Consider the following 11,974-nt stretch of genomic DNA (forward strand, 5'->3'; position numbering starts at 1 on the left):
CGCGGGAATGACAAAACCCGGCAGTGCGCACCACCCTCTCCCCTCAGCCCAAACTGTTCAACAATACACTGAGTATCATTTCATAAACAAAGCGGTATATTATCTTGTATCAATAAAATCAACGGGGTAAATACATGAGGCCTATTAGCAAGCTATGCATCTGCCTAAGCCTCTTTATGCTTCTATCCTGTGGCATCAACCTGCCGCCAGAACGCCAAGTTCAAAACCTGAAAACTGTCCCCAACATGGATCAGACCCTCAAGAAAAATTTAAAAAAGAGTGATATTTTTACCAAGGGCGATTGGCCTAGACAGCGCTGGTGGCAGGCCTATGGCTCTGCTGAACTCAATAGTCTAATTGCAGAAGCCTTAAGCTCTAATCCTTCAATACAGGAAATCAACAGTCGAGTTATGGCTGCAAAGCAGGAAGCCATCATAACAGGTTCGCTACTCTTTCCTCTGGTTTTTTTTGATGCAACAGAAAACAGGCAATACCTGAGTAAAAACGGCTTATACCGAGCCTTAAACCATACTATCCCCTTAGACGCGAACTTATTGGATCTTTCGCTGTCTTTTAATTATGAATTTGATTTCTGGGGGCAGAATCGTAATCTTTTCCGTGCCGCTCTGGGCGAGGCAAGAGCCCAGGAAGCCGAAGCTGCGGAGGTAGAACTCATTACTGCAACAGCCCTAAGCCAAGCCTATATGGCCTATAAAACCAATCTTATTCGCAAGCAGTTGTATGAGCAATTAGTAGATATCCGTAAAAATCTGGCTGGCTTACAAAATTTGTTGCTACGCAAAGGACTTTCCTCGGAATTACCGGCCTTTAGCGCCAAAGAAAACCTGCTTGACGCAGAAAAATTGCTTTCGAGTATTCATTCTGAACTCAAGGCCAATAAACACCTGATTAACGTTTTAGCAGGACGCGCCCCTGATAGTCCACTTGCAACAAACAATCCCCTACCTGCTCTGCCAGGCAAATTAGCTATTCCGCAAACATTATCCTTGGATCTCATCGCCCGCAGACCTGATCTGATGGCACAAATCTGGCGAGCTAAGGCCTTGGCCTATGAAACAGGCGCGGCAATGGCTGAGTACTATCCCAATATCAACCTCGTTGGTTTAATTGGTCTTGAAAGTGTCCGATGGGAAAAACTTTTTGACAATTCCAGTAGTACTAGAGCCCTTCGCCCGGCAATTAGTCTCCCTATCTTCACAGCAGGTGCTATTCGAGCCAATATTAATGAGAAGCAAGCAGAATTTGATGCGGCGATTTTCGCTTACAATAACTTGCTCTTGCGTAGCAGCCAGGAAATACTAGACGTGCTTGCCTTTGCCGAAGATGTCTACCGGCAAAAGAAAGAACAGACAACCATCGTAAATTATGCAGAACAACGTTATGGGCTGGTTCGCTTGCGCCAGCAAAAGGGGCTTGATAGCCAATTTGACAATTACGCGCTGAAAGAGGAAGTTATTCAAAAGAAACTAATTAATGTAACCTTGCTATATAACCAATATTTAGCGTCGATAAAATTAGCTAAGGCCTTGGGAGGTGGTTATAGCCAGTCTGAGGTTCCCTTGGTAGGCACGTTTAGGGTAAAAAAGGTATGAGAAGGAATTCAGCATTCATCGGTTTTACAGTATTGCTCATCGTGCTTTGCTTCATTTTCTTTCTATACTGGTTATTTGTCTGGCGCCTGCAAGAATATACCAATGACTCCTATGTGCAAGGCAACCAAGTCTATATTAAATCCTTACGCCCAGGCTTCGTCACAGCAATTTATAGCGATGACAGCTTCCTGGTAAAAAAAGGCCAGCTCCTTGTAAGCCTCAACGAAACAGACTCCTTAATTGCCCTGGAAAAGGCAAAGAAGAAACTCGCGCAAACCGTGCGTGATGTCTGCCAAGCCTTTCACGATGTCTTCATTCTTTCTGCGGATATTGAAGTCAGAGAGGCTGAGCTCTTAAAGGCTAAACAAAATTTTCAACATCGCTATGATGTCATTGGTGCAAAAGGGGTTTCCTTGGAGGATTATCAAAATGCTGTCGATGATCTCAAGGCAAGCACAGCTGCCTTAAAAAGCACTAAATCAAGCTATCAGAAACGTTTAGCCTTTGTGCAAGGCACCTCAATTGCCGATCATCCTTGGGTACAATCTGCAGCTCAGGAGGTACGTGATGCCTGGGTGCAACTTTATCGTTGCAAAATCTATGCGCCTGTCGATGGTTTAGTGGCACAGCGCACCATTCAGGTTGGCATGTGGATTTCCCCAAATGAACCCCTCATGTCAGTTATTCCCCTTGATCAAATGTGGGTTAATGCCAATTTTAAAGAGACGCAGTTAAAGAAAATCCGTATCGGCCAGAGCGTTCACTTTACCTCCGATCTCTATGGCAGTTCCGTTGTTTTTCACGGCAAAATTGTTGGTCTGCCTGGCGGCGCCGGGAATGCTTTTTCATTACTACCACCGGAAAATCTTTCAGGAAACTGGATTAAAATCGTGCAGCGCCTGCCGGTGCGCATAGCCTTAAATCAGGACGAGCTTAAAAAACACCCATTAAGAATTGGTTTATCTTTGGAGGTTACAGCCGATCTTTCCGATCAAAATGGCCTTTTGGTTCCGACTAACAACCTAGACTCCCCTCATTACATAACCGATATTTTTGACAAAGAAGAACAAGGAAATAAGCAGCTTATTGCTGACATCATTAGCAACAATATTGATCCCGATTTACAACTCTATGCCAGCGCCCCTCTTAGCCGCAAAAGTGGGGAGAAGGTAGCGCAAAAATGATTTTATATGTCCTCATCCTTTCACTTCTGGCAGTTATCTTTAATCTCACCTTACCAATCATGTCTGGGCTGTATATTGTCAGTGATCTGGGGGGAAGCGATTATCTTACTTCCTATGCAGTCAGCTTTTTTGCTATAGGCAACATCCTCGGCATACCCTTGGGAAAGCCAAGGGCAACAGGACTAAAACCTCTACATCTATATATCGGCTGTCTATTTATTATGGGCTTCTGTTCCTGGCAATGCGCCATTGCCCATGATTATTTTCATTTTATTTTATTTCGCTTTTTGGAAGGTATTGCTTCTGGCCCGCTCTTTCTATTAATTACCGCTGTGTTAATCCCTTATTTAGCACCAGAAAAAGAAAAACCCTTTATTCTTTCTCTTCTGCTAGTGTCTTTTTCAGTTGGCCCCGTACTTGCTGCATCCTATGGGGGTTGGATAGCCTACTATCACAATTGGCGTATTTTGTTTTATTCCAATATTCCCCTCTGTCTTTTTTTAATAGTCTATTTGGGCTATATGCACAGCAAAGATGCGCCACCTGCGCAGACTAGAAATTTTGATTTACTAGGTTATTTTTTTTATTCGGTGGCAGTTATTTTTATCGGGACAGCGCTAACAACCGGTCAGGAGCTAGATTGGTTTCGCTCATCACTGATTAATTTTTTGTTGATCACAGGCGGCATCAGTCTCGTTTTCTTTATTCTGCAAAGCCGGTATTCCTCTGCACCTATTCTCGATCTTAGCTTGCTTAAAAACTTTTATTTTTCCTTGGCAATGTTCATTGTCACCCTGCTGTTCGCGATCTATTTTGGAATGGTGGTTTTATTAGGCTTATGGCTTAAGCTCTATGTGAATTACACGCCTAACTGGATAGCCCTGATTATTGGCACAATGGCCTTCGCGGCCTGGATTCCCATCGTAATCAATTACAAACGCTTTGAGCCAAGGCTCTCACTCGCTTTTGCCCTACTTTTTATTGCAGTTTCCTGTTTTTACACAACTTACTTTAATCAGGATATCAATTTCGACAGAATTGCCTTTACCCGCATTCTGGCAGGCCTTGGGCTAGCTATCTTTTTAGCTCCCCTTTTTCGTTTATCAGTCAACACTGTGCGCCCAGAAAAAACAATTGAATCGGTTTGTTTTTTCCATGTAGCCCGACTGCTGGGCTCTGGTTTAGGCGTAGCCTTATTTGTCATTCTTTGGCATCGTAGACAGGTCTTTTATCACCTTCGTTTAGGCGCAGATTTGACCGCTTTTTCCCAACTAACCCGTCAATTTTTAGAACGTGCCCAGCTTTTTCATTTACAAGGTCAACAGGCACTAGCTCAACTCGATGTTTTCCTGACTCGGGAAGCCACTGCCCTAGCCTTGGATGACTGCTTTTATTTAATGGGTTGGATGACGCTCTTTATCTTAGGCCTTGTGCTAGCCACCTTTTTCTTACAAGCACCTATTCTGCATGAGCAAGAATAGGCAAAAAATCATTATTTTTATCGACTCCTAAAGAAACCAGCCCCCAGAGGTCAACCCCCACTGCCGTTAAGTTAACATCAGTGCCCCTCTAACGTAGCCCGTCATCCAGAGCGCTCCAGCCCCTTTGAGGCAAAAAGACCTCGTCATCCCGAACGTAGTGAGGGATCTCCGGGATTAGCAGAGTGCCACACTCAGGAGATGTCTCTCTACGTTCGACATGACGTACGCCTTCTCTGCGCTCTTGATGACGGAATAGAGACAATGAAAGTAGGTATTCCAGAATGGAATTCAGCATTACAAATTATCCAGCCCTCTTAAGGGCAGATTAATTTGCGACAAATAGAATTGGGCTTGAACCAAACAAATGGAGCTTACCATGCCAATCAAAAATGAAAATGAAAGTGAAAATGAAAACAAGCCTGGATTGAATAATATGCCTGATGAACTTATCATAGCAGTCTTGGACCACCTCAATAACCAACAGTTAAAAGCTGTTGGGCGTGTACATCCGCAGTTCTCTAGAGATGTGAACACTATAGCGAAGGCACGTGGATTCACAACAGAGAATATGATTCTCCCTAATCAAACTTATTATATTCTTGGAAACACTGTAGACAAGGCAGCAAAATCCTTCTTTAGTTTTTATTATGATGAAGCGCGGAAAGTACCTAATAAGGAAATAAAAGAGGCAGTACCTAAGCCTAATCAAATTGTTTCAGTATTCCGCACAAAAGAAGAAGCGGATACGGTATCCGCATCACATGTAGACTATGATCCTATTTCAAGTGCCGCACAACAAGTGGTTTTTGCTGTAAAACTTAAAGATAATCAAGCTGTTGAGGTTGAATTCAAGCAAGATCAATCAGCTCAATCGAACATCAAATCAGCAAAGCTACCCTCCGAATGCTTCAAAATTATTTCAGGTTACAATCCTCGTACTAATAAGGAAGTCAAAATCGCCAAAGAAAACTGCCAGGTTTCACCATTGAGTTTCTTCAAAAAAGTGGAGCAAACGATTAACGATGCACTTGCAGGTAACCAGCATCGCCCTAATCAGCCGAAATAAGTCAACAGCCAGGGGTTTAACCCCCGGCAGTTCTGTATGAACAAGAATAGGCTTGCCAAATCAAGGGTTCAGTTGCATGATGTCGATATCAAAAACCGGAAATTTTCTAAGATCACGAATTCCCGCGGCTTGACCGCGGGATCAAAGATGCAAAATACATAGATCCCGCGGTCAAGCCACGGGAATTCGATTTTCAGTAGATTAGAGGTTAGCTAAGAGTGCAAGAAAGCTCAGTCATCAAATCATCAAGCGAAGGCCTTTCAAGTTCGCGTCTGACAACTCTCGTCTTTGTCACCCTTGCTGTCGGCGTTGTCTCTGGCCTTGCGGGTATGAGCCTGGCTATGCTCTTGCATTTTATTCAACATCTAGCCTATGGATATACTCATACTCTTTTAAACCCTGAGACGTTTCTTGAAGGAGTGAGTTCTTCTACTCCTTCTCGACGAATTTTTGTCCTCACTCTCTGCGGACTCATTGCAGCTTTTGGTTGGTGGGCTATTTATCGCTATGGGAGACCCTTAGTCAGCATTGCTAATGCTGTCAAAGCAGATAAACCGCAGATGCCTATTGCTAAAACAACCCTCAATGCCTTATTGCAAATTATTACAGTTGCTCTCGGCTCCCCCCTAGGACGAGAGGTTGCCCCCCGAGAAATAGGCTCAGTCTTTGCCTGTTGGATTTCTGAAAAGACCAGATTATCGAGCAAGGAAGCAAAAATTATGGTTGCCTGTGGTGCTGGAGCAGGTCTGGCAGCTGTTTATAATGTGCCCTTTGGCGGCACCGTATTCATTTTGGAAACCTTATTATTTACCCTGAACTGGTCAGCCTTGATTCCAGCCTTATGTACCTGTGCTATTGCAACCGCTGTTTCCTGGATTGGCCTTGGCAATGAGCCAGAATACCAATTGCCCGACTTTGTCATGAATTATTCACTTGTTTTCTGGTCTGTCCTGGCAAGCCCTATTTTTGGTATTGGCGCCTATTACTTTAGCAAAATCACTAGCGAGGCACGTAGCAAGGCACCTCGTGATGGCAGGGTTTTACCTTTAGCACTAATCAACTTTATCATCATCGGATTGTTGGCGGTCTATTTTCCTGCCTTGCTTGGCAACGGGAAAGGACCGATTGAACTCGGCTTTTCGGATCAACTTGCCTTCGGCCTTGCGACCTCGCTTTTAATCCTGAGAGTGCTTATCGTTTGGTCTAGCCTGCGTGCTGGCGCACAAGGAGGTTTGCTGACCCCCTCATTGGCCAATGGGGTCTTGTTGGCAATCATTCTCGGAAGTCTCTGGGATATGGTATGGCCTGGTCCCCATATCGGCTCTTATTCAGTTGTCGGCGCTACAGCTTTTCTGGCTGCTTCACAAAGAATGCCCTTAACCGCAATTGTCCTCACCGCTGAATTTACTAATATTGATTTCAATTTCCTGCTTCCTATACTCATAGGGGTAACGGGTTCAGTCTCTACTTTTACTTTGCTTAAAAAATGAGCCGAAGAAGTAATAGATAACGTCCCCCAAACCCCGTCATCCCGAACATGGTGAGGGACTGGCACAGTGAGATGTCTCTCTGCGTTCGACATGACGTACGTCTTTGGGAGTGCTATGTTAGGATGCTATTACCACTCTTTTAACTGTTTTTCCTTGGTTCAACCCAACGCGCAATCATCATCGTAGAGACGCAGTTGCCTGTGACACTAAGCATAGTTGCCAGAGGATCAATAATTATGCTGATCGCAGCAATCGCAATAAGTACCGAAGGCTGAAAACCGTAAATCGCCAGAATCAATAGTTCACCAAGCATACCCCCACTTGGAATAGCTCCCATGACAGTGCCTACCAGCACAGAAACACCGACTGCGGTTAGCAAAACTGAAGTCCCGGTAAAATCCATATGAAAAATTCCAAACAAAAAGGCAATCTTAAACATACCACCAATGACTGAGCCATCCTTGTGAATAATTGCACCAAGAGGAACAACCGTTTCAGAAATTTCGGGGGGAACTCGCATCGACTTTGTCGCCAATAAATTCGCGGGAATACTGGCCGCACTACTACAGGTTGCAAGGGAGGTCGTCAGGGGTAGGAAAATATTTTTCCAGAACAGTTTGATACCAGTCAGTTTGCCAGCCAAATAGGCGTATAAGGTTGAGGCAAACAGAAAATAGATGATAGAGGAAACATAATAAATTAAGGCTATACGCAAATAATTTTCCATTATTTTAGGGCCAAGACCGGCAACTAAAACCGCAAAATAAGCGAAAAATCCAATGGGGGCATAGTACATAATCAAGGAAAAAACACGCATGAAAACCTCTTCACCAGCCTGTAAAAAATCCTTGAAGATCTTTCCCTTTTCGCTCGATTTTGTCACTGCAATGCCAACTAAAATTGAAAAAATGATTAGCGCTAACATATTGTTATGTGAGAGTAGGCTAGCAAAATCGGAAACTGTAAAAATTCCAGCAATTTGCTTGGAAAGACTGAGAGTCTCTGCCTTGCTCACTTCAGGTAAAACCAAAGAAACCCCTGCAGCAGGAGGAAATAATTTAACGATAACCAGGGAATAAGATGCTGCGATTAGACTAGTAAAGAGGAAAACAATGATCATTGTAAAAATAATCTTGCCCAACTTCCCCATTGAGCCCGTTTTGGCAATTGCTGATGAAACACTAAAAAAGATAAGCGGAACTATCGCCGTGAAAATCAGATTAAGAAAAATATCCCCGAAAGGTTTAAGGACTTGAGTGGCAGGACCTAAGAAATAACCAGCCAATCCCCCTAAAATAATTGAGGCAATCAAGCTAAGTGAGAAAAAATAAGAGCTTAGGGTTTTATTTTGAGTGATCACCAACGGATATTTCCTTTTGCTGAATTGATAATCTTGATAACAGAATTCCAGTTAAATGTCACTGCGGGCAAACTTTAGCAATTCTAATAATCCCTAATTCTCAAGACTGGGCCACGGGATCTAAAGCTCACCCATAACTAGAATAACCACCTCCCTCCCCAACAACTCTTCCCTAATCATCTGATACTTCTCCTCATCCAGCGGACAAGCTGCATCCTCAAGCAAAACACAGCTAAAACCTTCATCAAGGGCATCCTTAATACTGTAATAAACGCAGATATCTGAGCATAAACCACAAAAATACAGTCTTGTTGCTTTCTTTTCGCGTAGATAACCCAGCAAACCTGTGCTTTTTTTCCTAGCATTATCATAAAAGCAGCTGTAGCTATCGGTTTCTGGAGCCATTCCCTTCCTAAAAATAGCGCCTACAGACCGCAAATCAAGCATGGGGTGAAATTCAGCTCCTACAGTCCCCTGCACGCAGTGATCAGGCCAGAGTGTTTGCTCAACACCCTGCAAATCAATAATCTCAAAAACGTTTTTACCTGGATTGTTAGAGGCAAAGCTCTGATGATTTGCTGGATGCCAATCCTGCGTCGCTACTACCAAATCAAATTTCTCTTGAATCTGATTGATAATAGGGACAATCCGATCGGCCTGCGGTACAGCCAGGGAACCGCCTGGCATAAAATCATTTTGAACATCGATAATTATCAGTACATTCATCAAGCTACACCTTAAACTCTGCAATTAATTGTGCCCGGCGTAAATTGAGCTCCTCACTAAGACCTATCTTATAAATATGAGGATTGGTGATTCGTTTATATTCCACGGGTAAATGGCTTAGCCGTTGCTGGCTATATTGCGCTATCTCACTCAGGGTTTTTACTGGCGATAGCGCCTGCCCATTTTCCATGACCTTATGCAGGAGTGGCTCCTGCTGATAGTCGTTGATTGCGAGGAATTTTGAGGTTTCAAAGGGATGAAACATTCGCTCCACCTTAGTCTCACTATACAGAGCAATCACATCAGCGCCCAAATAACTACCATCTCTCTCCAGGATACGATAGACCTGCTTCTTATAAGGCAGGGATATTTTCTTTAGCGTTTCTGAAAGCTTTATCCTTGGTTTATTATCCGCAAAGGCAAGTTTATATACACCATCGAGGGCAGCATCTGGCGCGCCGATGACCAGATTCGTACCCACACCAAAGATATCAATAGGTGATTCCTGCTCAACCAAGCTTTTAATCACGTATTCGTCCAATTGGTTTGACACGGCAATCTGCACATAGTTCAAACCAGCCTGATCCAGCATTTGCCGAGCTCGCTTGGTTAAATAGGCAAGGTCTCCGCTATCTAAGCGAATACCATGCAAGCGCTTACCCTTGGCCTCCAGCTCTTTAGCCACTTTAATCGCATTGGGGATCCCGCTTTCCAAGGTATTGTAAGTATCCACCAAAAGCACACAGTGATCCGGCCAACTTTCAGCAAACTCTCTAAAAGCTGATAACTCATCATCATAACTTTGCACAAAGGAATGAGCCATTGTGCCGGCAATAGCTATGCCGTAATCACGGCCGGCGCGAACATTAGAAGTTGAATCAAAACCCCCAACTATCGCAGCCCGACTGGCGTAGTAACCAGCTGGCCCCTGTGAGCGACGAAGGCCAAAATCAATTAACTTCCGCCCGGCCGCTACCTGGTAGATCCGATTTGCTTTTGTTGCTATAAGTGTTTGAAAATTTAATATATTCAATAGAATTGTTTCTATCAGTTGTGCTTCGATAATATTCGCTTCGACTGTTAATACAGGACTCACAGGAAAAATAAGATCGCCTTCTAAAGAAGAATAGATAGTGCCCTGAAAACGAAAGGTTTTTAGATAGTTAAGAAAATCCGGATGAAAACCCTGGCTCGCCAAAAACTCGATATCCGCCTTATCAAAATGAAAATCCTGCAAAACTCGCAATAAATCATCTAAACCGGCAAAGATGGCATAGCCTCCGTCAAAGGGGAGCCTACGGAAGAAATAGTCGAAATTTGCTAGTTGATTCTGATGTCCTCTTAGAAAATAGGCCTGAGCCATTGTTATCTGGTATTTATCAGTATAGGTGCCTGTAAAATTTATCATTTATTCTTGTATTCCTATCAAAATTCCTGCAACTGCAACGGTAAGGAGTCTATAGCAAAGCGAAATTCCAGAGTAGTAAATTTATAATGAAGATAAGAGGTGAGGGGACATGACCTATTATCTGCAAAGCATGACAGCAAAAAAATAGCCCGCCTGTTTTAATAAAACTCACACTGTATTAAAATGCTCTGGTTTTATTCACCTTTGTTTAGGAAAGCTATGAAAAAACTAACTACCTTGATTTGTTTAACCCTGCCACTTTATACCTTTGCAAACAGCACTTCTATAGATCTACCACTCAGTGAAGAACTTAACGTTGAAAAAGCATCATATACTGTTCCCTTAGACAATTTGAAAACAAATGTGCTCTATAAACTAAGTTGCAAGCTCTCTAATGTTGCCAGCAATCAAACTAGAATGTTATTTGAACCTCGCCTGCTAGCGACAGCCACTTATGGCGACGTTCAACTCAATCAAGTCCAGCTACCCGCAAACGCTGGTGATTTACAGCCTGGCAATAACGAGTTTTCTTTCCGCCTACTCATTAATAAAGAAGATAGCGAGCAATACAACCGTTTTGTTTTAACCGGCGATGCTTCCGTGCAACTAAGCCAATGTTGGGCTTCAGAATCACGTCCCAGCAATAGCAAAACACTGACTAACACAGCATCGAGTGGCGGTTTCTTCTTTGTTACCAATAAGACCAATAATCCTGTAACTATTGGGGTCGGTAATTTCTTCCCTACAGAGTACAAGGTTGACCGCTGTGATTATCGTACTGTCTTTGTTTCAACCGATAACCAGAATATTGAGATTAGTAAGGTAGATCCAAGTGTGGGTGCACCTTGTAGATGATAAAAAGCTGTTCGTGATTGCAATGAAACCTTGATTACGCTGCACTACATCACGGCTACACTTATCTAACAAATCGTAGCCTTGATGTAGTGCAGAGTAATCAAGGTTTTCCTTAGATTGGCTTGTATCGCTGCATCCAGGTTACTTTAGTCATGCAATTTCGTACCATAAAGCCTGTCACCAGCATCCCCTAAACCCGGCAAAATATAGCCTTTCTTATCGATACTTTCGTCAACAGCAGCAGTATAAACCGTGACATCAGAATGTTCTTCATGAAAGGCCGCTAATCCTTCTGGGGCAGCTAAAATACAAAGAAATTTGATCGATTTTGGGTTAGTTTCTTTTACTACAGAAATCGCAGCTATCGCAGAGTTCCCTGTTGCCAGCATGGGATCGACAACAATAACATCGCGATCTTCCATATTTTCAGGTAGCTTGGAATAGTACTCAACGGCACCTAGGGTTTTAGGGTCGCGATATAAACCAATATGTCCGACGCGAGCTGAAGGAATTAATTGCAGCATGCCGTCCAAAATACCATTACCCGCACGCAGGATTGAAACAAAAACAAGTTTTTTTCCTTTTAAAACAGGGGCATACATAGAAGCTAATGGGGTTTCAATTTCCCGGTGTTCTAGCTCGAGATCACGGGTGATTTCATAGGCCAATAACATGCTAAGTTCTTGCAATAAGGTGCGGAATTTGACAGTGCTTGTCTCTTTCTTACGCATTATTGTCAGTTTATGCTGAATAAGAGGGTGTTTTATTTCAATAACTCTCTTTTCATTCAT

Annotated in this window: 10 protein-coding genes; 6 read left to right on the forward strand and 4 right to left on the reverse strand. The window is 43.2% G+C overall.

The features are described from left to right. The first annotated feature begins 134 nt into the window (after positions 1 to 134). The 5 genes from BN1094_RS08965 (at position 135) to BN1094_RS08985 (ending at position 6,834) form a co-directional block, all read left to right on the forward strand. Entirely contained in the window at positions 135 to 1,613 is a 1,479-nt protein-coding gene (locus BN1094_RS08965) for an efflux transporter outer membrane subunit (protein ID WP_043874090.1), read from the forward strand. Beyond that, positions 1,610 to 2,797: an HlyD/EmrA/EmrK family protein gene (locus BN1094_RS08970; RefSeq protein ID WP_043874091.1), complete on the forward strand. Its 1,188-nt coding sequence runs from the start codon at positions 1,610 to 1,612 to the stop codon at positions 2,795 to 2,797. The genes BN1094_RS08965 and BN1094_RS08970 overlap by 4 nt, the downstream gene beginning before the upstream one ends. After that, positions 2,794 to 4,278, forward strand: a complete 1,485-nt coding sequence (locus tag BN1094_RS08975; RefSeq protein WP_043874092.1) for an MFS transporter — start codon at positions 2,794 to 2,796, stop codon at positions 4,276 to 4,278. Before BN1094_RS08970 ends, BN1094_RS08975 begins: the two co-directional genes overlap by 4 nt. Before the next feature lie 376 nt (positions 4,279 to 4,654). Continuing rightward, positions 4,655 to 5,344, forward strand: coding sequence for a hypothetical protein (locus tag BN1094_RS08980; RefSeq protein ID WP_043874093.1), 690 nt, complete (start codon positions 4,655 to 4,657; stop codon positions 5,342 to 5,344). 218 nt (positions 5,345 to 5,562) lie between these two features. Then, positions 5,563 to 6,834 carry a chloride channel protein gene (locus BN1094_RS08985; RefSeq protein ID WP_245614274.1) on the forward strand — a complete coding sequence of 424 codons (1,272 nt, stop codon included), beginning with the start codon at positions 5,563 to 5,565 and terminating at the stop codon, positions 6,832 to 6,834. 139 nt (positions 6,835 to 6,973) lie between these two features. On the opposite strand, the gene BN1094_RS08990 is transcribed toward BN1094_RS08985, so the two are convergent. The 3 genes from BN1094_RS08990 to BN1094_RS09000 form a co-directional block, all read right to left on the reverse strand. Beyond that, positions 6,974 to 8,194, reverse strand: coding sequence for a dicarboxylate/amino acid:cation symporter (locus BN1094_RS08990; protein WP_043874094.1), 1,221 nt, complete (start codon positions 8,192 to 8,194; stop codon positions 6,974 to 6,976). A gap of 120 nt (positions 8,195 to 8,314) precedes the next feature. Then, positions 8,315 to 8,920, reverse strand: coding sequence for a bifunctional nicotinamidase/pyrazinamidase (gene pncA, locus BN1094_RS08995; protein WP_043874095.1), 606 nt, complete (start codon positions 8,918 to 8,920; stop codon positions 8,315 to 8,317). Positions 8,921 to 8,924: 4 nt separating this feature from the next. Next, entirely contained in the window at positions 8,925 to 10,328 is a 1,404-nt protein-coding gene (locus BN1094_RS09000) for a nicotinate phosphoribosyltransferase (protein ID WP_043874096.1), read from the reverse strand. A gap of 219 nt (positions 10,329 to 10,547) precedes the next feature. Here BN1094_RS09000 and BN1094_RS09005 point away from each other — a divergent pair, with 219 nt between their 5' ends. Then, positions 10,548 to 11,183, forward strand: coding sequence for a hypothetical protein (locus tag BN1094_RS09005; protein ID WP_043874097.1), 636 nt, complete (start codon positions 10,548 to 10,550; stop codon positions 11,181 to 11,183). A 146-nt stretch (positions 11,184 to 11,329) separates the two neighbouring features. Here the strand turns inward: BN1094_RS09005 and upp are convergent, their stop codons facing one another. Then, on the reverse strand, positions 11,330 to 11,974 hold the full coding sequence (upp, locus tag BN1094_RS09010) for a uracil phosphoribosyltransferase (protein WP_043874098.1): 645 nt from the start codon (positions 11,972 to 11,974) through the stop codon (positions 11,330 to 11,332).

Source organism: Legionella massiliensis (assembly GCF_000756815.1).
GTDB classification, from domain to species: domain Bacteria; phylum Pseudomonadota; class Gammaproteobacteria; order Legionellales; family Legionellaceae; genus Tatlockia; species Tatlockia massiliensis.

What these genes read in the sequence shown, in the direction of transcription:
- BN1094_RS08980 (WP_043874093.1), top strand. Translation starts at nt 4,655, where the DNA reads ATGCCAATCAAAAATGAAAATGAAAGTGAAAATGAAAACAAGCCTGGA.
- BN1094_RS08970 (WP_043874091.1), top strand. Translation starts at nt 1,610, where the DNA reads ATGAGAAGGAATTCAGCATTCATCGGTTTTACAGTATTGCTCATCGTG.
- pncA (WP_043874095.1), bottom strand. Translation starts at nt 8,920, where the DNA reads ATGAATGTACTGATAATTATCGATGTTCAAAATGATTTTATGCCAGGC.
- BN1094_RS09005 (WP_043874097.1), top strand. Translation starts at nt 10,548, where the DNA reads ATGAAAAAACTAACTACCTTGATTTGTTTAACCCTGCCACTTTATACC.
- BN1094_RS08965 (WP_043874090.1), top strand. Translation starts at nt 135, where the DNA reads ATGAGGCCTATTAGCAAGCTATGCATCTGCCTAAGCCTCTTTATGCTT.
- upp (WP_043874098.1), bottom strand. Translation starts at nt 11,974, where the DNA reads ATGAATGAAAAGAGAGTTATTGAAATAAAACACCCTCTTATTCAGCAT.
- BN1094_RS09000 (WP_043874096.1), bottom strand. Translation starts at nt 10,328, where the DNA reads ATGATAAATTTTACAGGCACCTATACTGATAAATACCAGATAACAATG.
- BN1094_RS08975 (WP_043874092.1), top strand. Translation starts at nt 2,794, where the DNA reads ATGATTTTATATGTCCTCATCCTTTCACTTCTGGCAGTTATCTTTAAT.